Genomic DNA, 26,083 nt, shown 5'->3' on the forward strand with positions numbered 1-26,083 from the left:
GGCGCGACGTTCACTTCGGGCGAACACCCCGTGGCCGCATCACGAACCCGTCGTGCCAAGACGTGTCGTACGGGTCGAGGACTTCCTCCCAGTAGTCGTCGGTTCCTTCGACGCTGAACGACAAAAGGGCGCGCTCGTACTCGAAAGTGAGGACGGCGAAGAAACGGCTCTCGTCTTTCGCCCAACCGAGAGCCTCCACTTCGCCGATGAAGAAATCTGTCTTCCAGCCCTTGAGTGAGCGAACGACTTGGCCCTCTCTGGTAGTCAGTATCACTTCGTTCTCCGTCGAGGGGCTGTCGGAGAGGCGGATGCGGAATCGGCCGTTCGGCGAATTCACGGACCTTTCGAGGCCGGTGAGTCCTGTCAGCTGCGGCTTCACACGCACCCACGTGTCGGAGCGAACCGGCAAGGAGAGGGGAAACGTCGACGAGGGCGCCCGATCGACGCGCTCGCTGCGCGTGGAGACCCTTGACATGACGCCCGACTCCCTCTGTACGACCCAGAGCTCTTTTCTGCGGATCTCTACGATCCCGCCCCAGTCGCTTTCGCATGGCATGTTCGAGAATTCCGGATCTTCGTCCTCGGTGTCGTACTCCTCTTCGTTTGCGGCCACACCGAAAAAGGTGCGCCGACGATAAGTCCACTCCCTAGCTCGCGGCCCCGGAGTCATCGACGCACAGCGCGAGTGCCACATGACTCCGTTCGCTCCCAGACCAGCTCTTGAGGAGACGAGATCCGACCAAACGAGGTCGCAGTCGACGCCGCCCGCCTCCGTCCGCCGCGGCCGGTAGATCGCCTTCATCCCGTACGAGTTGTGCTCATGGGCTCCGCGGTCCCATTGGAAAGCAAACGCGAGCTGCGAGTCGCCCGGACGGAGTCTGAGGAGCTCCAATCCGTGCCCCCAGTAGTGGTCAGGCTCCACTTTCCAAACCAGCAACGAACGCGTGAGGTCGATGATCCCGACGATGGTGAACCCGCATTGTGCGCACGCCCCCGTGCTCCCGTTCACGATGGCGAGAAGGTATCGGCCCTTGAGGAGGCCGAGATCGGTTTCGATTGCCTCGAAGACCTTTGCCCTCGTGACGTTCCATTCGGGCTCGGCTTGCGGATCATGGGCGGGTTCAGGCGGCGCCTCGTAACCCGGCAGAAGGAACTCCATGACCTCCGGTTCGGAAAGGCCTCCGAGCTGCAACGTGGGTTTTGGGGGGCCTTCGGGTTGCCCCGCGAGAACGGCTGGCCGAAGCGCAAGGGCGAAGGTGAGGGCGATCAGGAGCCTGTGGAGCACGTCTCGGCTCCCTGCAAACAGCAAACCGCCCGCGCGTTGGTCCCTGGCGGGCAACGCGCGGGCGGCTTTCATTCGTCCTGGATCGTCTGATGCGTTCTGGAGACCTACTCCTCGACGACCTCCACCTTGCGGTGCTTGGCGCGCTCGGCGATGAGCTTCTCCTGGAGGGGCCGCGGGACCTCTTCGTAGTGGCCCATCTCCATGTGGAAGCTGCCGCGCCCCTGCGTGATCGACCGGAGGATCGACCCGTAGGAGATCATCTCGGCGAGCGGGACCTCGGCACGGATGATCGAGTCCTCGCCCTCCTGGTCCATGCCCGCGGGCCGCCCGCGCCGCGACGTGAGGTCGCCCATGAGCTCGCCCATGTACTCCTGCGGGGCATGGATCGCGACCTTCATGATCGGCTCGAGGATCGTCGGCTTCGCGCGCTCCATGGCGTCCTTGTACGCGAGCGAGCCGGCGATCTTGAACGCCATTTCCGACGAGTCGACGTCGTGGAACTGTCCGTCGTAGACCTCGACCCGGAAGTCGACCATCGTGAATCCGGCGAGGTACCCGCGCTTCCTGATGTCCTGGATCCCCTTCTCGATCGCGGGGATGTAGTTCCGCGGGATCGAGCCGCCGAACGTGTCGTCCTCGAACTCGAAGTCCGCGCCGCGGCCGAGCGGCTTGATGCGGATCTTGCAGTCCGCGAACTGTCCGTGGCCGCCGGTCTGCTTCTTGTGCCGGCCATGGCCTTCGGCCGGGCGCGTGATCGTCTCGCGGTACGGGACCTTCGGCGGGTGGAGGATGACTTCGACGCCGCTCTTCCGCTTCATGCGCGCGACGGCGATCTCGACGTGGAGCTGGCCCGCGCCCGAGAGGAGGAAGTCGTGGGTGTCGGCGTCGCGGGAGAAGTGCAGCGACGGGTCTTCCTCGATGAGCTTCGCGAGCGCCACCGAGATCTTCTCCTCGTCCCCCTTGGCTTTCGGCTCGATCGCGAACGAGATCGCGGGCTCGGGAAAGGCGATCCGGTCGAAGACGAAGGGCTTGTCCTTGGTCGAGAGCGAGTCGCCCGACAGCGTCTCCTTCAGCTTGGCCACGCCGCCGATGTCGCCGGCCGGGATCTCGGAAACCGTCTGGAGGTTCTTGCCGAGGGGCGAGAAGACGGGGCCGAAGCGCTCCGCGGTCTCGCGCGAGGCGTTCCAGTACGTTCCGTCGCCCTTCACCGTGCCCGAATAGACACGGAAGAGCGTGAGCCGGCCCGCGTACGGGTCGGAGATCGTCTTGAAGACGAGGGCGGCCACCGGTCCCGCCGGATCGGGCGCGAGGGCCTCGGCCGAGCCGCTCTTGCCCTTCGCGACGGACTGGAAGGCGTCTGCGGTCGGGAGCAGGTCCTCGATCTCGTCGAGGAGTTTCTCGACGCCCGTTTCGTGGCTGCCGCTCGCCGTGAAGAGGACCGGGGCGATCTTGCGCTCCTGGATCGCTTTCTTGAGGGCGGGCTTCATCTGCTCCTCGCTGAGGTTGCCCTGCGAGAAGAACGTTTCCATGAGCTTGTCGTCGCCCTCGGCGACCAGCTCGACGAGGGTCTCGTGGAGCTGGGCGGCGTCGGCCGCGAACTCGTCGGGGATGACGCCCGGCGCCGTCTTGCCGGCGTCGTCCGTGAGCCAGCCCTGCATCGCGACGAGGTCGATGACGCCGCGGAAGCCCTTCTCCTTGCCGATGGGGGCCTCTACGCAGGCGCACGCGCGCCCGAACTTCTTCTGGAGCTGGTCCATGACGCGGCCGCCGTCGGCACGCTCGCGGTCCATGCGGTTCACGACGACGAGGCGGGGGAGGCCGAGCTCGTCGCACACCTTCCAGGCCTTTTCGGTCTGGACCTCGACGCCCGCGACGGCGTCGACGACGATGATCGCCGCGTCGGCGGCGCGCAGGCCGCAGAGCATCTCCGAGACGAAGATGCCGTAACCCGGCGTGTCGATCAGGTTGATCTTCTTCTTCTTCCACTCGAGCGATGCGACCGCGAGGCCAATCGAGATCTTCCGCTCGACCTCCTCGGGGTCGAAGTCCGTGGGAGCGTTGCCTTCCTCGACGCGGCCGAACCGCGGCGTGGCGCCGGCTTCGTGGAGCAGCGCGGAGACGAGCGTCGTCTTGCCGACGCCGTTGTGCCCCACGACGGCGACGTTGTGGATGGCGGACGCGGGATAAACCTTCATGAACAACCCTCCGATCCCTGTTTGAAGGGAGCGCGATTATAGGGAGAGGAAGGCCCGGAGCGAGCCCCGGCAATTGCATCAGGTCCGGTCCCGTGTGCGCACCCCGCGGACACCCTGCGTGAACGGCTCGGGGGCCGGCGGGCCAGGGGCCCGCTGATAGAATCGCGCTCTGCGCCCTGCGCGCTCATGGAGGCCGTCTGCCGCGCGAACCAGGCACGCCGAACCCGCCGCGCAAGTTCGCGCGTTACGAGGTGGAGCGCGAGCTCGGCAAGGGGGCGATGGGAGTCGTCTACCTCGGCCGGGACCCGGTCATCGGCCGGCGTGTCGCCCTCAAGACGATCCGGGCCACCGCCGAGGACGATTCGGAGCAGCGCGAGTTCAACGAACGGTTCATGCGCGAGGCTCAGGCCGCCGGGACGCTGTCGCATCCGAACATCGTCACGATCCACGACGTCGGCGAGGAAGTCGAGACCCAGACGTCTTTCATCGCGATGGAGTACGTCGAGGGCAAGAACCTCAAGCAGCTCCTGAAGGACAAGGTTGCGTTCTCGTGGGACCGCGTCGCGGAGATCGCGATGTCCGTCGCGGACGCCCTCGACTACGCCCACCGCAAGGGAATCGTCCACCGCGACGTCAAGCCCGCGAACATCATCATCCTCACCAGCGACGGAACCGTGAAGATCACGGACTTCGGAATCGCGAAGATCGAGGCGTCCAGCCTCACGGAGACCGGCCAGTTCCTCGGCACGCCGAACTACATGTCGCCCGAGCAGGTCACGGGCGAGACCGTGGACGGCCGCAGCGACCTCTTCTCCCTCGGCGTCGTGCTGTACGAGCTCCTCACGAAGAGGAAGCCGTTCATCGGCGACAACCTCACGTCCATCTCGTACAAGATCGTCCACGAGGAGTTTCCGCCGCCCGAGACGTACGACGCCACGATCCCGGGCGAGTTCGGCCCGATCCTGGCTCGGGCGCTCGCGAAGGACCCGGCGGCGCGGTTCCAGAGCGGCAAGGACTTCCACGCCGCGCTGGCCGAGTTCCGGACGCGGCACGCCGAGATGGAGATGCTCAAGGACCTCGGCGAGATGGTCGCGCAGGCCGAGAACCTCGGCCCGGTGTCCACGGTCGAGTCGAAGAAGACTCCTCTTCCCGAAGTGCCGGCCCCGCCGCAGGGCGGCCTCTCGAAGGGTCCCGCGGGTATGGGAGGCGGGGCGACCAGCCTCGAGGACCTGGCGCGGCGCGGGCGCAGCGACCTCAACCCCGCTCTCGTCGGGCCCGCGCCGACGAATCTCGAGAGCTCGATCCCCGACTGGAGCCTCGACACGGACGCGCTGAAATCGCCCGCCGAGCGGGAAGCCGCGAAGAAGAAGGAGCGGGAGACGCCCGAGCCGGTGTCCTCGCCGGGCACGCTCGTCTCGGACCTTCAGCGCGGAAAAAAGGCGGTCCCGCCGCCGCCAGACGAGGCGAAGATCTCGACGGGGGAAATAAAGCGGCCCGCGCCGGTTCCGCCTCCTCCGTCGCAGGCCTCCGTCCCGACGCCGCCGCGCGGCGTGCCGCCGATCGCGGGGCCGCCTCCGGTGCGCGTCGCTTCGCTGCCGCCGAACGGTGCGGTGCCGACTCCCGTGCGCGGCGTTCCGGCGCTCCAGACCGTGCCGACGCCGGCGGTCCCGCCGCGCACGCCGGCGTCGCCCGTCGCACCGCTGCCGCGGCCCGCCCCGCCGCCCGCGCCCGCCGCTCCCACCCTCCCCCCCGCGGTCGCGGCGTCTCCGGCCCGGCCCGCCGGCGCGCCGCCGGTCCGCGACCTTTCGGCGCCGATTCCCCAGCAGCGTTCCGCGGGCCCGCGCCCGGGCGGGCCGCGCCCTCCCGGCCGCGACCTCACGGGTCCGGTCGGCCCGCGTCCCGCGACGGGACCGCTCCCGCTCGCGGACTCGAAGGCGAAGAACTTCAGGGAGGCGCTTCGCCTGAGCGTCAATCGCCGCTGGGTTCTCGTCGTGATCGGGGCTGCCATCCTCGCGGGCGTCGCGATCGTCGGGCTTCTCGCCCAACGCTCGTCCTCGATCGCGGGGCGCGGCGCCGACGAGGCCGCCGCCCGTGAGACCCTCGCGAACAAGAAGCTCCTCGAGGACGGAACGCGCCTCCTCGGCGCGGGCCAGCCCGCCGAGGCGCGGCTGAAGTTCCTCGAGCTCGTCCGGCTCGCCCCGGAGTCGGCCGCGGCCCGCAGCGCGCTGCAGCAGGCCGAACAGCTCCTCGCGAAGACGCAGGAGGCCGAGCGCAAGGCCGCCGAGGCCGGGGCGTATCTCGCCGAGGCGCGCCGGGCCCGCACGTCGGGGGACTGGGCCCGGGCGGTCGTCGAGTCGGACGGCGCCCTCGCAAGCGACCCCGCGAACGCCGAGGCGAAGGAGATCCGCGACGCCGCGCAGGCCGAGATCCGGAAGCAGGGCCGGGCGGCGCAGAAGAAGGCCGAGAGCCAGATTCGGACGATGAAAGCTTCGCCGAGGCCGAGGCCCACCGTGGCGGCCGAGCCGGTTGCGGCCGGTCCGGCCACCGCGGAGCCCCTGCCGGCGCCCGCCCCCGCGGCCGCGGGGCCGCGCGTGCGCCTCAAGGTCGCGTTCAAGGCGCCGATTCCGCAGGGCTACGTGATGATCCGGCGGAACGACGTCGAGATCTGGCGCCGCGCCTTCGACTTCGGCCGCAAGTCCGGCGGCGGAACCCTCGAGGGCGAGGTCGACGTCGCATCGGGAGCGGGCGAGTACAAGGTCTGGGTCATCGCGACGGACCGGAGCGTCAGCGAGTACCAGGTGGTTCCGCTGACCGTGGGCGAGGGCCGCACGCTCGCTCTCGACGTGGACTCCCAGAAGAAGCTCGCCGTTTCCCTGCGGTAGTCTGCGGGGATGTACGCCCTCCTCGCCGCGGCTCTCGCCGCCACACTCCTTCCGTCCGCGTCGGCCCCGTTCGGCCCGGCTCCCGTCGCGCACTCGAGGCGCGGGGTCGTCGCGTCCGCGACCGCCGAGGCGTCGGACGCCGGCGCGGAGATCCTCGCGTCCGGAGGGAACGCCGTGGACGCCGCGGTCGCGACGGCGCTCGCCCTCGCCGTGACGTATCCGTCCGCCGGAAACCTCGCGGGCGGGGGCTTCGCGGTCGGGCGCACCCCGTCGGGCGAGCTCTGGGCGCTCGACTTCCGCGAGACGGCGCCCGCGGCCACGTGGCGAAACAGCTTCCTCGGTCCGGACGGCAGGGCCCGGCCCGGCGCGTCGATGAACGGCGGCCTCGCGGTCGGGACGCCCGGCACCGTGCGCGGGCTCGAGGCCCTGCACCGGAGGTATGGAAGGCTCCCGTGGGCGCGGCTCTTCGCGCCCGCCGTGCGCCTCGCGCGCCAGGGCTTCCGCGTGCAGCCGGGGCTCACGCGAATAATTGCGGCCTACGAAGCCGATCTCGCGCGCGACGCGGAGGCTGCGCGGCTTTTTCTCGCGAACGGCCGGGCGCTCCCTCCCGGCTCCCTCCTCGTGCAGGAGGACCTCGCGCGGACGCTCGAGATCATCGCCGCGAAGGGCGCCGACGGCTTCCACCGGGGCGACGTCGCGCGCAGGATCGCTGCGTTCGTGCAGGCGACCGGCGGCGTCCTCACGGAGGCGGATCTCGCGGGCTACCGGCCCGAATGGCGCCCGCCGTTCGTCTTCGACGACGGGAGATTCCGCCTCGTCACGATGCCGCTGCCCTCCTCGGGCGGTTTCCTTCTCGCGTCGATCCTCGGCCAGCTCCGGTTCGTCCACGGGTCGATCGCCGACCGCGACGCGGCCGGGTCGATTCATCTGGTGGCCGAGGCCGAGCGCCGCGCGTACGCGGACCGCAACAGCTATCTCGGCGACCCCGCGTGCGTGGACGTCCCCCTCGCCACCCTTCTCGCGCCGGCGCGCCTCGCGGCCCTGGGATTCTCCATCGACCCGTCCCGCGCGACGCCGTCCAGCGCAATCGCGGGCGGCGCATGGCCGCGCGACCCGGACCAGACGACGCACTTCACGACGGCGACGGCCGACGGCGGCGTGGTCGCCGTCACGTACACGCTCAACGACACGCTCGGGAACCACACGGTCGTGCCCGGCGTCGGCGTGCTCCTGAACAACGAGATGGACGACTTCGCGACCGAGCCCGGCGCCGCGAACTCCTACGGCCTCGTGCAGGGCGAGTCGAACGCGGTGCGCGCCGGGGCGCGGCCGCTCTCGTCCATGGTGCCGACGATCGTCCTGGAGGACGGCCGCCCGCGCCTCGCGCTCGGTTCGCCCGGGGGTGCCCTCATCCCGACGACGGTCCTGCAGGTGTACCTCAACGCCCTCGTCCGCGGCGAGCCCCTGGGCGAGGCGGTCGCGGCCCGGCGCTTCCATCACCAGCATCTCCCGGACCGCATCGAGGTCGAGCAAGGCGCGTTTTCGGAGGACGTGCTGGCGGCGCTCCGCGCGAAGGGCCACGCGCTCTACGTGCGCGGCGACAGGTTCACGGAGGGGAAGATCGGCCGCGTCCACGCGGTCGCGTTCGAAAAGGACGGCTCGCTGACGGCGGCGGCCGACCCGCGCGGCTACGGCGCGGCGAGGGGGGCGGAGAACGCGACCTCCTCCTCCTCGAGCCTCCTCGAGAGAAACCGCCTCTCCGACCCGTTGCCGGCGAGCGCGAGCGCCGCGCGGTAGCTCTCCGCGGCCTCGGCGTGGCGGCCCAGCCGGCGCAGCAGGTCGGCCTTCGCGGCGGGCAGCAGGTGGTAACCCGCGAGCGCGCCGGAGCGCTCGAGCTCCTCGACGAGCGGCAGGCCCGCCTCGGGCCCGGCCGACATCGCGACGGCGACTGCGCGGTTCAACGCGACGACGGGGGAGGGGCGCACGCGGTGGAGCGTGCCGTACAGCGCCGCGATCTGCCGCCAGTCCGTCTCGGAGGGCGACGCCGCCCGCGCGTGGAGCGCCGCGATCGCGGCCTCGACGGCGTAGGGTCCGGGAGGGGAGCCTGAGAGCGCGCCCGGCAGGAGCGCCATGCCCTCCGCGATCGCCGCACGGTCCCACAGGCGCCGGTCCTGTTCTTCGAGGAGGACGAGATCGCCCCGGCCGTCCACGCGGGCCTCGCGTCGCGCGTCGGTCAGGAGCATGAGTGCGAGAAGGCCTCGCGCGTCGCGCTCTCCCGGAAGGAGCTCGACGACGAGTCGCGCGAGGCGGATCGCCTCGGCCGAGAGGTCGCGGCGCACGAGCGCGTTGCCGCCCGTCGCCGCGTAGCCCTCGTTGAAGATCAGGTAGAGCGTTGCAAGAACGCCGTCGAGCCTCTCGGGGAGCTCGGCACGGCCCGGGACGCGGTAGGGAATTCCCGCGTCCCGGATCTTCCGTTTGGCGCGCACGAGGCGCTGGGCCAGGGTGCTCTCCGGGACGAGGAACGCGCGCGCGATTTCCGGCGTGGAGAGGCCGCCGAGCGTATGCAGCGTCAGCGCGACGCGGGCCTCCAGGGCGAGCGCCGGGTGCGAGCACGTGAAGACGAGCCGCAGCCGGTCGTCCGGGAGGCCCTCGGGCGCGCCGTCCGGGTCAGGCGCGTTCACGGCCTCCTCATCCTTCAGGAGCGCCGCCTTGCCCGCGAAGATGCGCTCGCGGCGCAGCCGGTCGAGCGCCTTGTGGCGGGCCGTCCCGACGATCCACGCCCGGGGGGTCGCGGGGACGCCCTCACGGGGCCAGCGCTCGGCCGCCACCGTGAACGCCTCCTGCATGGCCTCCTCGGCGCGGTCGAAGTCCCCGACGAGAGCGATGAGGCTCGCGAGGATGCGTCCGGACTCTTCGCGAAAAAGGCGGTCGAGGTCCACGGGCGTAGGGAGATACGCAAGCCCGTGGACCTGGGTTGCTTCGCTCGCTGCGGGCGTCACATCTTCTGGATCGGCCGGACCTCGATCGAGCCGGTCCGAGCACCCGGGATCCGGGCCGCGATGGCGATCGCCTCGTCGAGATCCTTCGCCTCGACGAGGTAGTAGCCGCCGAGCTGCTCTTTCGTCTCGGCGAAGGGCCCGTCCGTCGTGAGCGTCTTGCCGCCCTTCACGCGCACGGTCGTGGCCGTGGACGTGGGCTGCAGCGGATTGCCGCCCTTGTAGTTTCCTTTCTTCTTGATGTCCTCGGTGAAGGACATGTACTCGCCGAACATCGCGCCCTGCTCGGCCTTCGGCATCGCTTCCCAGCTCTTCTCGTTCTCGTAGATCAGCAGCAGGTATTCCATGGGCGCCTCCTCGCGGCCCCTCGGGGGCCTTTCCTCCTGGTCGAACGGGAGTGCCCCAAATCGACATCCCGTGTTATCGTCCGCCCTCCTCGGGGCGTAGCGCAGCCTGGTAGCGCACACGGTTCGGGACCGTGGGGTCGGAGGTTCGAATCCTCTCGCCCCGACCACTTCTCACGTCAGCCCCGCTCCCGAAGGCGGGGCTTTTTCATTCCCGGACCGTGGGTCGGTAAGATCTCCCCGCCATGACGCGACCCGTCCGTCCCGAGTCCCGCGGCGGAGGCGTCCTCTCGCGCCGCCGCCCTCCGTCGCCGCACGTCGAGACGAAGCGACGGGCCAAGCGCGCGCGCATCCTCGAGAGCGCGGTCCGGAGCTTCGCCGCCAAGGGCTTCTACGGGACGTCGATGGACGACATCGCCGAAGAGCTCCTCCTGACGCGGGGCAGCCTCTATTACTACTTCAGGGACAAGGAAGAGATCCTCGCCCTCTGCCACGAGACGGCCCTCGAGGCGATGCTCGAGGTGACCGGGCGCGTGCGGGCCTCGCAGCTGCCGCCCGACCAGGCCCTGCGCCGCATCGTCCTCGAGCACGCGCGCGTCATGGTCGACAAGTTCCACGGCACGGCGCTCGCTCTCCAGTTCGACGCCCTCGACCCGAAGCGCCGCGCCACCGTCGTCGCCGCGCGCGACGCCTATGAGCGAAGCGTCCGCGACGTGGTCGCCGACGGGATCGCGAAGAAGGTGTTCCGGCCGGTCGACCCGAAGCTCGCGACGTTCGCGATCCTGGGCGCGATCAACTGGCTCGCGCGCTGGTACCGGGCCGGCGGCGGGGCCTCGGTGGACGACGTGGGCGAGTCCTTCGCGGACCTCTTCCTCGCGGGCCTTCTCGCGAAGTAGCCGGGCGGGCGCTCAGCGTTCGACGATGTCGAGCGTCCCGAGGAAGCTGTCCTGCGGCGGTCCGGCCGGGCCGCGCGACCGGAGCCGGACCGCGTAGCCGCCCGCGGGCGGCACGCCCGGCGGCAGACGGAGCGAAAGGTCTCCGTCCTCGGCGCTTTTCGCGGGCAGCTCGCCGGAGTCCCAGACGACCTGACCGCCGCTCGCGAGCGTGACGCCGAAGGCGACCGCCTGCGGGGCGAGCGCGGCGCGCGGAAGGACGAGGAGCAGCGCGCCCCCGGCCGGCCGGTTCACGCGCACGATCGACGGGCCCGCGCCCTGAGCGGGCGCGAGGACGACCGTGCGGGCGAGCGGCACGACGCCCGCCTCGGCGGCGGCGTCCGCGTGAGGCGCGCGCTCCGCGAGCTCGCGGCGGGTGCGGGAGAGCGCCGACTTGAGAAACCACGCCGACGCGAGCGACGCGATCGTGAGGAGAGCGAGGAGGCCGAAGCCGACGGCGATGCCCGTCCCGCCGGGGAAGAGGCGCGAGTCCGCGGCGCGGGAGGCCTGCGGGCCGGCGGTGGCCGCAGCCTTCTTGCGGAAGAACCGCTCCTCGGCGAGCTGGAGCTTGATGCCGCGCGTCGTCTCGACGCGGTCGCGGTAATACGGCGTGTCGAGGAGCGACTGTTCGAAGAGCTGGCGCTCGGTGTCGGGGAGGCGCCCGAGGACGTAGTCGGCCACGAGGAGGTCTTCCTCGCTCTCGATGCGGTCGAGGAGCCGGTCGTCCTTGAAGTACGCCTCCTCGAACTTCGCGCGCAGGGAGTCGGTCATCCGGCGCAGGAGGTAGTCGCGGATCTCGGGGGATCCGGGGGCGGTCGCGCTCACGCCGGTCCTCCGCCTCCCGGCGGGCGCGGCCCCTCGAGCAGCGCCTTCTCCTTGTCGGACTTCTCCTTGTCCATGCGCTTCTTCAGCTCGCGCTTGGCGCGGTAGACGCGCATGTCGACCGCGTCCGTCGTGATGCCCTCCTCGCGGGCGATCGTGCGCGACGGCACTTCCTCGACGAAGCGCTTGACGAGGAGGTCGCGCATCCGGTCGGGGAGGAGCTGGAGGGCCCTCCGGAACCGGAGAGCCTGGCTCGAGATCAGGACGTCCGAGAGCGGATCGTCGACGCCTGCGAGGTCGACGGCGCCCGAAAGGCCGTCGTGGGTGTTCGCCTTCGCGACGCGCCGGCAGTACTCGAAGAAGACGTTCTTTGCGACACCGAGGGCGTAGGCCTCGTGCGATTCCATCCGCTCGCCTCGCGAGATCCGCTGGAGGACGCGCAGGAGGGTCTCCTGGGCGAGGTCCCGGGCGTCGTCCTCGGTGCGGACGCCGCGGGAAAGGAAGAACCGGCGCAGCTTCTCCGGGAGGCGCCCGAGCTCCGTCTCGTAGGCGTCGGAGAAATGCGAGGTGTCCACGCTCCGATTCTAGCCGTGCGGCCCCCGGGGTGGGGTGCTCTCCGTCACCGAAAGAAATCGGTTGACACGGGGCTCGAATGAATGAATATTCTCATTCGTGAATACTCATGCGACCGGCTCCGCCCTGCGGCGCCGCGACGAGATCCTGAGGGTCCTGAAGGACGGGGCGGTCCACTCGCAGGAGGAGCTCCAGCAGCGCCTCGCGCGGCGGGGCTTCGACGTCGCGCAGCCGACTCTCTCTCGGGACCTGAAGGACCTCGGCCTCGCCAAGACGGCGTCGGGCTACGTCGTCCCCGGCGAAGCCGGCGCCATGCCGGACCCCGAGCGGGACGCCCGCGCCCGCGAGAAGCTCGAGCGCGCCCTGCGCGAGTGGCTGCTCGACGCGAGGACGGCAGGCACGCTCGTCGTGCTGAAGACCCCGCCCGCGGCCGCCCACCACGTGGCGCGCGCCGTCGACGAGGCGGGGCTCGACGGGATGGCCGGGTCGATCGCCGGCGACGACACGATCTTCCTCGCGACGCCGTCGGCCGCCGCTGCGGCGAAGCTCGCCCGCCTCCTCGAGAGCGGGATCGCCGGCCGCCGCGCGCGGCGGGGACGGCCTTGAGCGCCTCCGCGGTGCGCGCCGCCGTCGTCGGCGCGACCGGCTACTCCGGCGGCGAGCTCTCGGCGATCCTCGCGCGCCATCCGCACGCGTCGATCGCGTCGGTCTTCTCGTCCGGCCGGAAAGACGCGAAGCCCATCCCGTTCGCGCGACTGCATCCGTCGCTCGGCGGCGCCAGGGGTCCTTCTACCGAGGCGTTCTCGCTCGACGCCCTCGCGGCGGGCAAGCCCGACGTCGTATTCCTCGCGACGCCGAACGAGACGTCCGCGGAGGTCGCGGCGGAGATTCTCGCGCTCGGCGCAAAGGTGGTCGACATTTCGGGAGCTTTCCGTCTGCGGAACGCCGCGGACTACCCGAAGTGGTACGGCTTCGACCACCCGGCGCCCGCGCTTCTCGCCGAGGCCGTCTACGGCCTCACGGAGTGGTGCGGGCCGGAGCTCGCGGGCGCGCGCCTCGTCGCGAATCCCGGGTGCTATCCGACGTCCGTCCTCCTTGCGTTGAAGCCCGTGCTCTCCCTGCTCGAGCCCGGAGCTTCCGTGGTGGCGGACAGCAAGAGCGGCGTGTCGGGAGCGGGGAAGAAGGCCGACCTCGCGTTCTCGTTCTCCGAGCTGGCCGGGAACTTCAAGGCCTACGGCGTCGGGAGCCACCGGCACGAGCCCGAGATGCGCCAGGAGCTCGGCCTCTCCGGCGGCGCGCCGTTCGTCTTCGTCCCGCATCTCCTCCCGGTCGTGCGCGGCATCCTCTCGACCCTGCACGTCACGTTTCGCGCGGGCGTGGGACCCGACGACGTCGCCGCCGCCTACGCGCGGTACGCGGATGCCCCGTTCGTGTCCGTGAGGCCCGCAGGCGAGCTGCCCGACCTCGCGAGCGTCGTCGGGACGCCGCGCGCCGAGATCGGATTCGCGCTGCTTCCGGGCCGGAGAGGCGGAGTCGTGGTCTCGGTGATCGACAACCTTCTCAAGGGAGCGGCCTCGCAGGCCGTGCAGAACATGAACCGTGTCTTCGGATTCGCGGAGACGGAGGGACTCGTTTGAGCGCGAACCGCCCCGGCCGCCCGATCGTCGTGAAGCTGGGGGGAAGCCTCCTCGAGGACGCCGTCCCGCGCGCCAACGCCCTCGCAGCGATCGCGGCGAGCTGGACGTCCGGCGAAAACGTGGTCGTCGTCCACGGCGGCGGCAAGCGCATCGACGCATCGCTGCAGGCCCTGAAGATCCCGAAGAAGACGTACCGGGGCCTCCGGATCACGGACCCCGAGACGCTCGACGTCGTGGTGTCCATCCTGTCGGGCCTCGTGAACAAGTCGCTCGTCGCCGAGCTGCGCTCCCTCGGCGTCACGGCCGCGGGCGTCTCGGGCGCCGACGGCGAGACGCTCTGGGCCGAGTTCCACCCCCGGCTCGACGGCGTCGACTTCGGCTACGTCGGGCGCGTCACGTTCTCGGACCCCCGCCTCATCCGCGCGATCCTCGGCGCCGAGCTCCTGCCGATCGTCGCGTCCGTCGCGCTGGGCCGCGAGGGCACGCTCCTCAACGTCAACGCCGACTCGGCCGCGTCCGCCCTCGCGGTGGCGCTGCAGGCCGAGCGGCTCGTCTTCCTGACCGACGTCGAGGGAGTCCTCGACGCGAGCGGCAAGGTCATCGAAGGGCTCGGGCCCGACGCGACGTGGGAGCTCCTGAACTCGGGCGCCGTCGCGGGCGGCATGCGTCCGAAGCTCGTCGCCTGCCTCGAGGCGCTCAAGGCCGGCGTCTCGCAGGTCGTCATCGCCGGGCCGGGGCGCCACGCCTCGGCCCTTGCCGAGGGAATCGGAGGGACTCGCATTGCAAACATCGGCTGAAGACACCGCCGCCGTCGAGGCGCGGGATGCCGCGTACATCCTCGGGACGTACAAGCGCACGTCCTTCCATCCCCGCACGGGCAAGGGCGCGAAGCTCGTCGACGCGGACGGGAAGGTCTACTGGGACCTTCTCGCCGGCATCGCCGTGAACGCGCTCGGGTACAGACATCCGCGCCTCGTGAAGGCGCTGAAGGACGAAGCAACTCACGTCCTTCACGTCTCGAACCTCTTCTACCAGCCTGCGCAGGGCCTCCTCGCCGAGCAGCTCGTCAAGCTCTCGGGCTTCCCGAAGGTCTTTTTCTGCAACACGGGGACCGAGGCCACCGAGGCCGCCGTGAAGTTCACGCGCCTCGCGACGCCCGGAAAGAGCCGGATGATCGCGCTCGAGGGCGGGTTCCACGGCCGCACGATGGGCGCCCTCGCGCTCACGGGCAACGAGGGCTACAGAAAGCCGTTCGAGCCGCTCGTCGGGACGACGGTCTTCCTGCCGCCGAACGACGCCCTCGCCCTGAACGCGGCCGTCACGCCGGACACGTCCGCGATCTTCCTCGAGCCGATCATGGGCGAGGGGGGCATCATCCCGCTCACGCCCGAGTACGTCGCCGCCGCTCGCGCGGCGGCCGACCGCGTCGGGGCGTCTCTCGTCTTCGACGAGGTCCAGAGCGGCCTCGGGCGGACCGGGCATCTCTTCGTCTTCCAGGAGCTCGGCGTCACGCCCGACCTCGTCACCCTCGCCAAGCCGCTCGGCGGCGGCCTCCCGCTCGGGGCGGTTCTCGTCGGGCCGAAGATCGCGGCGCTCGTGAAGGCGGGCCAGCACGGCACCACGTTCGGCGGCAATCCCGTCGCCTGCCGGCTCGGCCTCGAGACGCTGGACGAGATCGTGAACGGCGGACTGCTCCCGAAGATCCTCGAGACGGGCGCGTGGTTCGGAAAGAAGCTCAAGACCGCGAAGCGGAAGAGCAAGGGCGCGATCCGGGACGTGCGCGGGCGCGGCCTCATGTGGGGCGTCGAGCTCGACCGCGACGCCGCCGAAGTCCAGAAGAAGCTGCTCGCGAAGGGCTTCGTCGTCGGGACGTCCCGCACGAACGTCCTGCGCCTCCTGCCCCCGTACGTCGTTCCCCGCCCGGCGCTCGCCGGGTTCATCAAGGCGCTCGAGGAGATCCTCCGCGAGACGCCCGCGAATGCCCAAGGAGAAAAGCCGTGAAGCCGAAGATCAAGAAGGCGTGCCTCGCGTACTCGGGAGGCCTCGACACGTCCGTCATCATCCCGTGGCTCAAGGAGAACTACGGCTGCGAGGTCGTCGCGGTCGCCGTCGACGTCGGCCAGGCCGAGGAGACGTCCGGCCTCGAGGAGAAGGCGAAGAAGACGGGCGCGTCGGAGTTTCACCTGATCGACGCCAAGGAGGAGTTCGCGAAGGACTTCCTCTTCCCGGTCCTCAAGGCCGGCGCCGTGTACGAGCACGACTACCTCCTCGGGACCTCGACGGCGCGGCCGCTCATCGCCCGCAAGCAGGTCGAGATCGCGCTCCAGACCGGCTGCGACGCCCTTTCCCACGGCTGCACCGGCAAGGGCAACGACCAGGTCCGCTTCGAGCTCGCCTACATGGCGCTCGCGCCGGAGCTCGCGATCATCGCGCCGTGGCGCGAGTGGGAGATCCGCTCGCGCGAGGACGCGATCGACTACGCCGCGGCGCGCGGCATCCCCGTGCCCGTCACGAAGAAGGACCCCTATTCCCGGGATCGCAATCTCTGGCACATCTCGCACGAGGGCGGGCCGCTCGAGGAGCCGGGCTTCGAGCCCGAGGAGTCGATGTTCAAGCTCACCGTGGACCCGAGGAAGGCGCCGGACGAGCCCGAGCGCGTCGTGATCTCGTTCGAGGCGGGCCTGCCCGTCGCCGTGAACGGAAAGAAACTCGCGCCGGTCCCGCTCATCGAGACGCTGAACGCGATCGCGGGCCGGCACGGCGTCGGCCGCGTGGACCTCGTCGAGAACCGCCTCATCGGGATCAAGTCGCGCGGCGTCTACGAGACGCCCGGCGGCACGCTGCTCGTGCAGGCGCTCCGCGCGCTCGAGACGCTCACGCTCGACCGCGACAGCGCGCACGAGAAGGAGAAGCTCGCGGCGCGCTACGCCGAGCTCGTCTACTTCGGCCAGTGGTTCTCGCCGCTGCGCGAGGCGCTGGACGCCTTCATGAACGCCCTGATGCCGACCGTGACGGGCGACGTCACGCTCAAGCTCTTCAAGGGCGCCTCGTCCGTCGTCGGGCGCACGTCGCCCTTCGCGCTCTACTCGACGAGCCTCGCGTCCTTCGACATGCGCGGCTACACCCCGGCGGACGCCGCCGGGTTCATCCGGCTCTTCGGCCTGCCGACGAAGGGCCGCCTCCACCTCAGGCCGGGCACGTACCAGGCCGTCGTCGGCGGGGAAGGCTGACCTTGACCCGCAAGCAGCTCTGGGGCGGCCGGTTCTCCGAGCCGCCCGCGCAGGCCCTGAAGGCGTTCAACGACTCCTTTGCGTTCGACCGCGCGCTCCTCGCCGAGGACGTGCGCGGCTCGATCGGCTGGGCGCAGGCGCTCGGCGCAGCCGGCGTCCTCACGGGAGGGGAGGTCAAGAAGCTCGTCTCGGCCCTCGAGGAGGTCGCGGCCGAGGCCGCGCGATCGGGTATCCCCGCCGACGCGGACGACGAGGACGTCCACTCGTTCGTCGAGGGGCGGCTCGCGGCGAAGGTCGGGCCGCTCTCGGGCAAGCTCCACACGGGCCGCTCGCGCAACGACCAGGTCGCGACGGACTTCCGGCTCTACGTCAAGGACGCCCTCGCCGAAGGCGCCGTCGCGGCGCGGGCGCTCGCTCTCGCGCTCGCGAGGCGGGCCGAGGCCGAGGCCGCGACGCCGATGCCCGGCTACACGCACCTGAAACGCGCCGAGCCCGTCACGTTCGGGCACTGGTGCCTCGCGTACGTCGAGATGCTGAGGCGGGACGCCGCGCGCTTCGACGCCGCGTTCTCGCGGGCCGACGAGTGCCCGCTCGGCTCGGGCGCGCTCTCGGGCACGCCGGTTCCGGTGGACCGCGAGGCCCTCGCGCGCAGCCTCGGGTTCCTGCGCCCCACCGCGAACTCCCTCGACGCCGTTTCGGACCGCGACGCGGCCGCCGAATACCTCTTCACGGCGGCGCTCCTCTTCGTGCACCTCTCGCGCCTTGCCGAGGACCTCATCGCCTTCACGTCCGACGAGTTCGGTTTCGCCGCGCTCCCGGACGCGCTCGCGACGGGCTCCTCGCGCATGCCGCAGAAAAAGAACCCCGACGTCCTCGAGCTCGCCCGCGGCCATGCGGCCCGCACGATCGGCGAGCTCACGGGCCTCCTCGCGCTCCTCAAGGGCCTGCCGCTCGCCTACGACAAGGACCTGCAGCTCGACAAGGAGCCCGTGTTCCGGGTGCGCGGCATCGTGCCGGTCGCGCTCCTGGCGCTCACCGGCGTCGTCGAAGGGCTTCGGCTGGACCGCGAGCGGATGGCCGCGGCGGCGTCGGACGACCGCCTCCTCGCGACGGAGCTGGCGGACGCGCTCGCGAAGCGGGGCATCCCGTTCCGCGAGGCGCACGAGATCGTGGGCCGCCGGATCGCCGAGGCCGAGGCGCTCGGCGTGACCCTTCTCGCGCTCGGGCCGAAGGACGAGATCACGGACAAGGACCTCCAGGCGCTCGACGTGCGGCGCGCGCTCGCCAAGCGCGACGTCTTCGGTGGAACCGCCCCGCGGCAGGTCGCGCGCGCGGCCCGGGCGGCGGTGCGCCGCCTGTCGGGAGGGGCATCGTGAGGCTGCCGAAGGGCTTCCGGGCGTCCGGCGTGTACGCGGGCGTCCGAAAGAAACCTCTGGCCGACGTCGCGCTCCTCGTGGCCGAAGAGGGCGCGAACGCCGCGGCCCTCTTCACGAAGAACCTCTTTCAGGCCGCGCCCGTCGTGCTCGGAAAGGCGGACCTTGCGGCCAGCGGCGGGCGCGTGCGCGCGGTCGTCGTCAACGCGGGCTGCGCGAACGCCGTCACGGGGAAGGCCGGCATGGCGGCCGCGCGCCGCGTGCGCGACGCGGCCGCGGGTCTGCTCGGCGTCCGGAAGAGGGAAGTTCTCGTTTCCTCCACGGGCGTCATCGGCGTCGTCCTGCCGGACGCGAAGGTCCGTGCGGCGCTGCCCGGCGCGATCGCGGGCCTCTCGGCCCGGGGCGTGGACGCCGCGTCGCGCGCGATCCTGACGACGGACGTCGGCCCGAAGGTTGCGCGCGCCACGTTCACGTGGAGGGGCCGGCAGTGCTCCGTCGTCGGGATCGCGAAGGGCGCCGGGATGATCCACCCGAACATGGCGACGATGCTCGCGTTCGTCCTGACGGACGCGCCGGCGACGCCGGCCTACCTGAAGGCCGTCCTGACGCACGCCGCGGACCGGAGCTTCCACGCGATCTCCGTCGACGGCGACACCTCGACGAACGACACGGTGCTCCTCATGGCGTCCGGCTCGATGGGCGGGCCGGAGATGACGTCCGCGAAGGACGTCGCGCCTCTCCGCGCGGCCGTCACGGAGGTCTGCCGGAAGCTCGCGTGGCTCATGGTGCGCGACGGCGAGGGGGCGACGCGCGTCCTCGACGTCTCGATCACCGGCGCGCGCACGGAGGCCGACGCGAAGGCGGCGGCGCACGCCGTCGCGACGTCGCCGCTCGTGAAGACGGCCCTGAACGGCGGCGACCCGAACTGGGGCCGCATCCTCGCGGCCGTCGGGCGCAGCGGCGCGCGGTTCTCGGCCTCGAAGGTGTCTCTGAGGCTCGGACGCCTCGTCCTCGTCGACCGCGGCCTTCCAGTGGCGTACCGGGAGAAGGACGCCGCGAAAGTGTTCGCGAGAGAGCGCGTCCCCGTCGTGGTCGACCTCGGCGCCGGGAAGGCCTCGGCCTTCAAGCTCGCCTCGGACCTCGGCCACGCCTACGTGTCCTGCAACGCGGACTACCGGAGCTGACGTCCCGACCGGAAAGCGTGGGCAGGAGGGCTCCGACGACACTATCTTGTGGTGTGGTGAAGCGGCCGATGAAGACGCGCAGGCTCCTTGCCGCGTCCTGGATCGCTCTCGTGCTTTCGATCGCGAGAGGCGCGTGCGCCCAAGGGACCGAGCTGCCTATCAGGTCTCTCGCTGCCTCGTTATCCGGTGGTCTACGCCGGAACCGCCGGAGGGGGCCTTCTTCGCTCAGGCGATCGAGGAGTCACCTGGGCGCGGTTGAACGAGGCCGCCTGCTCCGGGGGTGTCGTGAGCGACGTCGCCCTGAGCGAAGACCGGAAGAACGTGTTCGTGTCCTGCGGGGACTTCGAGGTTTTCTCGTTTGACGGAACTGGCTGGACGGTCGTAGCGGCGGGAGTGCCCAACCAGCCGGTCGATCCGGGACCCGGCCGGCCGCGGCTCCACGACGATCCCCTGAGCGACGAAAAACCCACGTATCTGACGGGGTCTTCGGGCTTCAGCTACGACGCCTACCTCGAGTACTCCTGGATTCGCACGGGGTCGACGCTCGCCGCGGGTGGCCCGTACCGATTCGGTGCTCTCCTTCCGGTACGCCTCCTCGCGCCGTCTTCGGAGTTCTCGCCTTGGGCGATCTGGACGCGCCGTAGTTCGTCGACACCCGCCCAAACGGACGTTTTGCGGAGTCTTGCGCGCCAGCATTCGGTTCTCCGTCCCCAACGTCGCGGACGAGGAGCGCATTGGGTCGATCCCCGACGACGCCGTGGTCGCTCTCGCGCGGGAGCGAGGCCGACCGGAGCGGCTCGTCGCGGGCGGCCGCGTGGGTGCCTGGATTTCTGCGGGCGAGGGACGATCCTGGACGCTCGGCCTCGCGGGCGCCGTCACGGCCGTTGCCGTCGACCGGACGGCGCCGGGCAGGTATGCCGTCGCAGGCACCGGGTTGCGCTGGACGACCGACGCCGGCGCGACATGGCGCGACGTCTCACCCGCGCCGACGGGGGTGACGGCACTGGCTTTCGACGAGGCGGAGCCGACACTCCTGTGGATCGGGCGCTCGGACGGAGGGGTGTCGTCCGTCCGCTTGCTTTCGGCACCCACGAGCGTCGCCGGCCGCCCGACGGTCATGTCCGTCAAGGAGGAATCCGGGGTCCTGACGGTCCGGTTCACGGCCCGCTCCGACGATACCTACCCGTTGCGATTGCGGGTCGAGCGCCGGCCGTATGGCACGGGAGACTTCACGCCCGTCGGGACGATCTCTCTCTTCGATCCTTTCGACCCGAAGCCGGATCCGCCGCGGGCGGGAGTTCTGCGGGATCCGGGTGCCCCGACTGACGTGTCCCTCGGTTACCGCGTCGTCGCGATTTCCTCGGTGGGTGCTGAGTCTCCTTCGGACGAGTTCTTCGCGGTTCTTCCGACCACCGAGCCGCTCCCTCCAAGCGGGCTCGAATCCGCACCCGTCGGTCCCGGCTTCCGCCTCCGGTGGTCCGACGTCAGCGGACGCGAACAGGGATACCTCGTGGAGTTCCTGGCGCAGGACGGGAGTTTCCGCCCATGGGCGGTAGTCCCTGCGAATACGACGTCGTATGGGGTGGAAGCGAGCCCGCTCTCGTCCGGCTTCTACCGGGTATCGTCGTTCAACGCCCGGGGACGTCTCGACCCCACGCCTCCGAGTGTGGCGGGCGGAACACCGCCTCCGGCTCCGGCTCTGGACGGCTACGGCGGCGCGAACGCGAACTTCCTTCGTGTTGCGCAACAGAGCGTCTATATCGACGGGGGCGTGCTCGAGAGGTCGATCGACGACGGGCCGTTCGTCGCGATCGCGGCTTTGCCGCCCGCCCGCTCCTCGACGTACTCGGACAGCTCGCTTTCTCCGGACCATGACGTCGTCTATCGCGCTCGCTTCACGAATCTCGCGGGCCCCGGTCCGTATTCGGCGCCGCTCTCTCTCGGAACCTTCAACACCGAGCCCGACCTCGTGCCGGGTTTTCAGGCGACGTACGTTCCGGGGGCGGCACTGGAGCCCGGCGTCCTTTCCACCACGTGGGGAAACGTGAGAAGGGAAGACGCCTTCGAGGTCTTCTGCCACGGGGCGCGGGATCCCATCGGGTCGTCTCCGATTGCCTGGGCGCCTCGCAACGCGACGGGCACCTCGGTGCCGGTGTTCTTCGATGGCGACTACGTGCTCTGGGTCCGCGCGCGGAACACGGCGGGCTATGCGGATTCAGCGGACTTCCGGCTGCGCGCCTTCGCCGAATGGGACGAGGCGCTCGCTCCGACACCCTACGCCCCCGGCTTCGCGTTGAACCTGACGCCGGTGATCGTGAGCGCTCCGGGCCCGAACGGCGCGTTCTTCTCGACCGCCGTGGCCGCGGCCGGTGGGATCACGCGGAGCCCTCGCATTCTCGACATGGGGTCCGATTCGCTTCTCACGAGCACGCGGCTCACGGGCCCTGGGGATGTCGTCTCGGAGCTGCGAAAGGACCATCCCGGCCTTGCGCCGGGGACGTTCGCCGGCGGGATGATCTCTTACGTCGCGTCCGGCTTCGGCGTAAATCAGATCCGCGTGACGACCCCGGTCGCGAACGGCGATCGTGTCGGACAGCCGGGCGTCGTTTTCAACTCGGTCCCTGTTCACCGGCTCGAGGGTTCGGCCGTCGTCCTCCCGGGTCTCCGGCAGGACGCTGCTTTCCGTTCGAACGTGGCCCTCGTGCATCCCGGCCTCACGGACGACCCGCTGGTCCTGCGCATCACGGCGGTCGACGGGGCCACGGGGCATCGGGTCGCGCTTCCCGACGTCACGCTCCGCCGGGCCGAGTGGAGGCAGATCCCTTCGGTGCTTGCGGCCGCGGGCTTTCCGGCTCCTGCGCAGGGATGGGTTCGCGTCGAGCGGAGCGAAGGAACGAGCCGCTTCTACGCATACGGCGTCGTGAACGAGGCGACGACCTCGGACGGGGGATTTGTCGCGCCTGCGGCGGAGGCGGGGCCGGCGGGCGTTTCCGCGACGGTCGTTCCGCTCGTCCTGGAAACCGGCGAGCACGACACGGAGATCTCGCTCGCGAACAGCGGCGATGCCCCGGTCGATCTCACCCTCGAATTCAGGCAGTCGATCCCGGAGCTGGCGACGTTCTCGACCAGGGTCGCGGTGCCGGCGGGTCGCCAGGTCTTCCTTCCGGATTTCGTGGACACGCTTCGTCGAAACGGCGCAACTCTCGGTGTGCGCGCCGCGCTCAGCCGCTATGGGAGCGTCCGAGTGCGTCGCGCCGACGGCAGGCCGATTACAGGGTTGGCTGCGTCTGCGCGCCTCGCGACGCGGGACGGCCGGTTCGGGACTTTCGTGGGGGGATTTCCCGAGGGCACGGGAACCGAGGGTGTCGTCATCGACGGGCAGACCTCCCGGCCGGACGGCACGACGCTCGTCTCGTACGTGCCGATCACGGCCGCGACGACAGGCGACGCCTTCGTGTTGAACGCGGGGCCCGACACTGTCTCCGTTTGCCCGTCGTTTCGAAGCGTCTATCTGACGACGGTGCTGCCGTGCTCGGCGGACAGGGTCCGGGCGCTCGCACCCGGGGCCTTGCTTCGGCTCGAGGCCTCGCACGAGACCGCGGGCGTCGATAGGGCGACTTTCGTTGTCGAAAGGCTCACCGGGACCGGGCCTCTCTACGCGTTCGGTCTCCTGACGGACTTCGTCACGCGTGATCCGGGCTTCTGGGAGGGCAGCGGCCGCTGAACCCAAAAGAAAAAGGCCCGCGGTTTCCCGCGGGCCCGAGGCTTCCGGGATCGGGACCGGCTCTACTTCGCGGCCGCGGCCGGGGCCGCCGGGGGAGCGGCGGGAGTCACGCCCAGGGCGGCCATCGTCTCCGTGACCTTCGCCTTGACGGCGTTCGCCTTCGCGACGGCGTCCGTCAGGGTGCCGGCCTTGAAGGTCGCGATGGCGTCGTCCGTCGCCTTCTGGATGTCGGCGAGCGTCGTCTTGGCCGCTTCGAGCTTCGCCTTGTCCATGTCCTTCGGGAGCTTCTTCATCGCGGAAAGCGCCGCGATCTTGTCCTTCACCTGCTGAATCATCGGACCCACGGAGGCCGAGAGGTCGTTGAACGACTTCGTGAGCTCGTCCTTCTTGGCGGCGGCGGCGGCGGCGGCTTCCTTGGCCTTGGCCGGAATCGCGGTGGCGGCCTCGAGGGCCATCTTGTAGTCACCCTTGTCGAAGGCCTCGCGGGCCGACGTGAGCGATGCCATCAGGGTCTTGGCCTGATCGGGCGCGTACTTGGCGGCCTCGGCCTTCACGCCGTCGACGGCGGTCTGGGCGGCGGTGAGCGCCGCCTCGGCGGGGCCCTTCTGGCTGCATGCGACGAGCGCGACGCAGCAGAGGACGAGGGCGGTCATCTTCAGGACGTTCTTCATTCGGCTTCCTCCAGTTCCTTTCGTGTGTGAAACGCCGCGGGATTCGCCCGCGGCGGGGTTCAGCGGGTGGCGGGTGCGGGCGCCGTCACGGCGGCGGCGGCGGGGTCGACGGCCCGGACCGGAAACGGCGACCTGGACTGGGCCGTGGCGATGTTCGCGCTGAGCGCCTCGGCGTCCTTCTTCCAGAGTCCGTGGATCACGACCGGCGGAGAGCCTCCCGTCGTGTCGATGACGACGTCGGCGAAGACCGGGCCGGACTTCACCTTCACGGAGGCGATCTGCCGCAGAGTGATCGAGTTTTCCGTGTGCCCGAGGAAGCGCGGGTTGTAGTTCGACACGCGGTCCGCGAAGACGGCGACCTGGACCGGGAACACCCTGTTTCCGGACGTGAAACGCGACGCGCGCACGACGGGCGCCTCGGAAGTGAAGTTGCGGTTGTAGAGCCAGAGAACGGCGGCGCAGAGGACGGCGGCCGCCACGAGAATCCCGATCGTCCAGCGCCCCGCTTTGCGGAGGAACGAGCCGCGGGCGGGAGGAGTTGGAGAGGTTTGCTTCGGAGAGTCGGGCACGAACGCGGATCATAGCGCGTGCGCGTAATCGAGACGCTTGACGGCGTCTCGATTTACGCCTATCTTGCGTCGACGAGAGGATTCGGAGAGAGAAAGAGGATTTTCTTTGAAGGTGAAGAGGGCCGGGCGCGGCCATCGCTCTGCCGGCAGCCCGCTGGGCATCCGAACGCATTACTCTCTAAGAAAATAAGGCAAAATGGCTTTGGAGCCGAATAAATTATGGCGCTGACGCTCACTCCAAGACAAAAAGAAATAGCCGACTTCATCCGTCGTTACCGGTCCAAGCACGGGGTTTCGCCCACGCAGCGCGAGATCTGCGAGGAGTTCGGTTACTCCTCTTTCGGCACCCTCCAGAAGCACATCCGGCTGCTTCTCGAGAAGGGCGTGCTCGTACGCGACTGGAACAAGCGGCGCTCCCTGGCGCTCGCCGAAGAGGACCGTCATGTGGGCGCCGTCGAGATCCCGCTCGCGGGCCGCATCGCCGCCGGCCAGCCCATCGAGGTCGAGCCCGAGGGCGAGTCCGTCGCCGTGCCGGAGGCGCTCACGCGCAAGGGCCAGAACTACGTCCTCAGGGTGAGCGGCCATTCCATGATCGACGACGGCATCCACGACGGCGACTTCGTCGTCGTGAACCGCCGCGAGAAGGCCGCGAACGGCGAGATGGTCGCGGCGCTCGTGAACGGCGAGGCGACGCTCAAGCGCATCTACAACGAGGGCGACGGCCGCATCCGGCTGCAGCCCGCGAACGACCGCATGGCGCCGATCTACGCGGCCGAGGGAGACGTCAAAGTGCAGGGCGTCGTCGTCGGGTTGATGAGGAAGTACTGAAGCTCCGACGCCTGCACATCCCGGGCGGCCTGACGGTCGCGTGCCTCGACGCGGGCGCCTCCCGCCCCGGCGGGCCGCCGCCGCTCGTGCTCCTGCACGGCATCGGCGCCGACCACGGCGAGTGGGCGCTGTCGCTCGCGCTGCTCGCGCGGAAAAGGCGCGTCCTCGCGTTCGACCTCCTCGGCCACGGGAAGAGCGACAAACCCGCCGGCTCCGGAGTGGTCTACCGCGTGCGATTCCTTGCGGAGGCGGTCCGCGGCGGCATCGAGGCGCTGCCGGACGCGCCCGAGCGCGTCGATCTCCTCGGCCATTCGCTCGGCGGCGCCGTGGCGCTGGACGTCGTGCGCCGGCACCCGCGCCTCGTCCGCCGGCTCGTTCTCGTGGATGCGCTGGGCCTTCCGGTGGCCCGGTCGATCGACCCCCTCGCGGCGTCGCTCTCCTTCGTGCCCGGTACGTACGAAGACTCGCGTCGCCTCCTGGCGACCAGCGTCAACAACCGCTTCCTCTCGCACCCGCTCGTCGCTCTTGCTGCGGCCGTCTACAAGGGGCGCCGTCGGAACCGGCCGCAGCTCCTGAAGCTCGCCGCCTCGCTCGCGGCGGGGGAGGACGCCTTCACGCCGCGCGACCTCGCGCGCATCCCTCACGAAACGCTCGTCCTCTGGGGCGACCGGGACCGCATCTTCCCGCTTGCGGCAGGCCGGGCGATCGCCCGGGCGATCCCGAACGCCCGCCTCGAGGTCATGCCGGGGTGCGGCCACGTCCCGCCGACCGAGCGGCCCGTGGCCTTCGCGCGCAGGGTCGTCGCCTTCCTCGACGCCAGATCCCGCACATAATCCCC

General features: G+C 70.4%; 21 protein-coding genes and 1 tRNA gene. 14 read left to right on the top strand and 8 right to left on the bottom strand.

The window, feature by feature from the left end:
• Nucleotides 1-10: 10 nt before the first annotated feature.
• Both IPL89_18230 and IPL89_18235 read right to left on the bottom strand, forming a co-directional pair.
• The gene (locus IPL89_18230; protein ID MBK9065090.1) at nucleotides 11-1,357 is read right to left on the bottom strand and encodes a hypothetical protein; all 1,347 of its coding nucleotides are present in this window, start codon (nucleotides 1,355-1,357) and stop codon (nucleotides 11-13) included.
• A 32-nt stretch (nucleotides 1,358-1,389) separates the two neighbouring features.
• Entirely contained in the window at nucleotides 1,390-3,480 is a 2,091-nt protein-coding gene (locus IPL89_18235; GenBank protein ID MBK9065091.1) for an elongation factor G, read from the bottom strand.
• Nucleotides 3,481-3,731: 251 nt separating this feature from the next.
• Here IPL89_18235 and IPL89_18240 point away from each other — a divergent pair, with 251 nt between their 5' ends.
• Nucleotides 3,732-6,362 (top strand): protein kinase, encoded by a 2,631-nt coding sequence (locus tag IPL89_18240; GenBank protein MBK9065092.1) that lies wholly within the window; start codon nucleotides 3,732-3,734, stop codon nucleotides 6,360-6,362.
• 9 nt (nucleotides 6,363-6,371) lie between these two features.
• On the top strand, nucleotides 6,372-8,159 hold the full coding sequence (ggt, locus tag IPL89_18245; GenBank protein MBK9065093.1) for a gamma-glutamyltransferase: 1,788 nt from the start codon (nucleotides 6,372-6,374) through the stop codon (nucleotides 8,157-8,159).
• On the opposite strand, the gene IPL89_18250 is transcribed toward ggt, so the two are convergent.
• Entirely contained in the window at nucleotides 8,051-9,361 is a 1,311-nt protein-coding gene (locus tag IPL89_18250; GenBank protein MBK9065094.1) for an RNA polymerase sigma factor, read from the bottom strand. The genes ggt and IPL89_18250 overlap by 109 nt on opposite strands.
• Nucleotides 9,358-9,705 carry a YciI family protein gene (locus IPL89_18255; GenBank protein MBK9065095.1) on the bottom strand — a complete coding sequence of 116 codons (348 nt, stop codon included), beginning with the start codon at nucleotides 9,703-9,705 and terminating at the stop codon, nucleotides 9,358-9,360. Before IPL89_18255 ends, IPL89_18250 begins: the two co-directional genes overlap by 4 nt.
• 90 nt (nucleotides 9,706-9,795) lie before the next feature.
• Here IPL89_18255 and IPL89_18260 point away from each other — a divergent pair.
• Nucleotides 9,796-9,872: transfer RNA gene (locus IPL89_18260), tRNA-Pro, on the top strand.
• Between the two features lie 75 nt (nucleotides 9,873-9,947).
• Nucleotides 9,948-10,598, top strand: coding sequence for a TetR family transcriptional regulator (locus IPL89_18265; GenBank protein MBK9065096.1), 651 nt, complete (start codon nucleotides 9,948-9,950; stop codon nucleotides 10,596-10,598).
• Nucleotides 10,599-10,610: 12 nt separating this feature from the next.
• On the opposite strand, the gene IPL89_18270 is transcribed toward IPL89_18265, so the two are convergent.
• Both IPL89_18270 and IPL89_18275 read right to left on the bottom strand, forming a co-directional pair.
• Nucleotides 10,611-11,459 (bottom strand): hypothetical protein, encoded by an 849-nt coding sequence (locus IPL89_18270; GenBank protein MBK9065097.1) that lies wholly within the window; start codon nucleotides 11,457-11,459, stop codon nucleotides 10,611-10,613.
• The gene (locus IPL89_18275; GenBank protein MBK9065098.1) at nucleotides 11,456-12,031 is read right to left on the bottom strand and encodes an RNA polymerase sigma factor; all 576 of its coding nucleotides are present in this window, start codon (nucleotides 12,029-12,031) and stop codon (nucleotides 11,456-11,458) included. The genes IPL89_18270 and IPL89_18275 overlap by 4 nt, the downstream gene beginning before the upstream one ends.
• 97 nt (nucleotides 12,032-12,128) lie before the next feature.
• Between IPL89_18275 and IPL89_18280 the strand changes: the two genes are divergently transcribed.
• The 8 genes from IPL89_18280 (at nucleotide 12,129) to IPL89_18315 (ending at nucleotide 23,177) form a co-directional block, all read left to right on the top strand.
• On the top strand, nucleotides 12,129-12,635 hold the full coding sequence (locus tag IPL89_18280) for an arginine repressor (protein MBK9065099.1): 507 nt from the start codon (nucleotides 12,129-12,131) through the stop codon (nucleotides 12,633-12,635).
• A gap of 11 nt (nucleotides 12,636-12,646) precedes the next feature.
• Entirely contained in the window at nucleotides 12,647-13,666 is a 1,020-nt protein-coding gene (argC, locus tag IPL89_18285) for an N-acetyl-gamma-glutamyl-phosphate reductase (protein ID MBK9065100.1), read from the top strand.
• The gene (argB, locus tag IPL89_18290; protein ID MBK9065101.1) at nucleotides 13,663-14,463 is read left to right on the top strand and encodes an acetylglutamate kinase; all 801 of its coding nucleotides are present in this window, start codon (nucleotides 13,663-13,665) and stop codon (nucleotides 14,461-14,463) included. Before argC ends, argB begins: the two co-directional genes overlap by 4 nt.
• Nucleotides 14,447-15,667, top strand: a complete 1,221-nt coding sequence (locus IPL89_18295) for an acetylornithine transaminase (GenBank protein ID MBK9065102.1) — start codon at nucleotides 14,447-14,449, stop codon at nucleotides 15,665-15,667. Before argB ends, IPL89_18295 begins: the two co-directional genes overlap by 17 nt.
• The gene (locus IPL89_18300) at nucleotides 15,664-16,896 is read left to right on the top strand and encodes an argininosuccinate synthase (GenBank protein ID MBK9065103.1); all 1,233 of its coding nucleotides are present in this window, start codon (nucleotides 15,664-15,666) and stop codon (nucleotides 16,894-16,896) included. The genes IPL89_18295 and IPL89_18300 overlap by 4 nt, the downstream gene beginning before the upstream one ends.
• Before the next feature lie 2 nt (nucleotides 16,897-16,898).
• Nucleotides 16,899-18,272 carry an argininosuccinate lyase gene (argH, locus tag IPL89_18305; GenBank protein ID MBK9065104.1) on the top strand — a complete coding sequence of 458 codons (1,374 nt, stop codon included), beginning with the start codon at nucleotides 16,899-16,901 and terminating at the stop codon, nucleotides 18,270-18,272.
• Nucleotides 18,269-19,453: a bifunctional glutamate N-acetyltransferase/amino-acid acetyltransferase ArgJ gene (gene argJ, locus IPL89_18310; GenBank protein ID MBK9065105.1), complete on the top strand. Its 1,185-nt coding sequence runs from the start codon at nucleotides 18,269-18,271 to the stop codon at nucleotides 19,451-19,453. Before argH ends, argJ begins: the two co-directional genes overlap by 4 nt.
• A 682-nt stretch (nucleotides 19,454-20,135) precedes the next feature.
• Nucleotides 20,136-23,177 carry a hypothetical protein gene (locus IPL89_18315; GenBank protein ID MBK9065106.1) on the top strand — a complete coding sequence of 1,014 codons (3,042 nt, stop codon included), beginning with the start codon at nucleotides 20,136-20,138 and terminating at the stop codon, nucleotides 23,175-23,177.
• A gap of 62 nt (nucleotides 23,178-23,239) precedes the next feature.
• Here IPL89_18315 and IPL89_18320 read toward each other — a convergent pair whose 3' ends face one another.
• The gene (locus IPL89_18320) at nucleotides 23,240-23,848 is read right to left on the bottom strand and encodes a hypothetical protein (GenBank protein ID MBK9065107.1); all 609 of its coding nucleotides are present in this window, start codon (nucleotides 23,846-23,848) and stop codon (nucleotides 23,240-23,242) included.
• 59 nt (nucleotides 23,849-23,907) lie between these two features.
• Nucleotides 23,908-24,417 carry a hypothetical protein gene (locus IPL89_18325; GenBank protein ID MBK9065108.1) on the bottom strand — a complete coding sequence of 170 codons (510 nt, stop codon included), beginning with the start codon at nucleotides 24,415-24,417 and terminating at the stop codon, nucleotides 23,908-23,910.
• A 219-nt stretch (nucleotides 24,418-24,636) separates the two neighbouring features.
• Between IPL89_18325 and lexA the strand changes: the two genes are divergently transcribed.
• The gene (gene lexA, locus IPL89_18330) at nucleotides 24,637-25,245 is read left to right on the top strand and encodes a transcriptional repressor LexA (GenBank protein ID MBK9065109.1); all 609 of its coding nucleotides are present in this window, start codon (nucleotides 24,637-24,639) and stop codon (nucleotides 25,243-25,245) included.
• An 86-nt stretch (nucleotides 25,246-25,331) separates the two neighbouring features.
• Nucleotides 25,332-26,078 carry an alpha/beta fold hydrolase gene (locus IPL89_18335; GenBank protein ID MBK9065110.1) on the top strand — a complete coding sequence of 249 codons (747 nt, stop codon included), beginning with the start codon at nucleotides 25,332-25,334 and terminating at the stop codon, nucleotides 26,076-26,078.
• Nucleotides 26,079-26,083 lie beyond the last annotated feature (5 nt).

This window comes from Acidobacteriota bacterium (assembly GCA_016716715.1).
Lineage (GTDB): Bacteria > Acidobacteriota > Thermoanaerobaculia > UBA5066 > UBA5066 > Fen-183.

Excerpts from the sequence above, each read along its gene's own strand:
- IPL89_18230 (MBK9065090.1), bottom strand. The coding sequence starts at position 1,357 with ATGAAAGCCGCCCGCGCGTTGCCCGCCAGGGACCAACGCGCGGGCGGT.
- IPL89_18235 (MBK9065091.1), bottom strand. The coding sequence starts at position 3,480 with ATGAAGGTTTATCCCGCGTCCGCCATCCACAACGTCGCCGTCGTGGGG.
- ggt (MBK9065093.1), top strand. The coding sequence starts at position 6,372 with ATGTACGCCCTCCTCGCCGCGGCTCTCGCCGCCACACTCCTTCCGTCC.
- IPL89_18255 (MBK9065095.1), bottom strand. The coding sequence starts at position 9,705 with ATGGAATACCTGCTGCTGATCTACGAGAACGAGAAGAGCTGGGAAGCG.
- IPL89_18265 (MBK9065096.1), top strand. The coding sequence starts at position 9,948 with ATGACGCGACCCGTCCGTCCCGAGTCCCGCGGCGGAGGCGTCCTCTCG.
- IPL89_18320 (MBK9065107.1), bottom strand. The coding sequence starts at position 23,848 with ATGAAGAACGTCCTGAAGATGACCGCCCTCGTCCTCTGCTGCGTCGCG.
- lexA (MBK9065109.1), top strand. The coding sequence starts at position 24,637 with ATGGCGCTGACGCTCACTCCAAGACAAAAAGAAATAGCCGACTTCATC.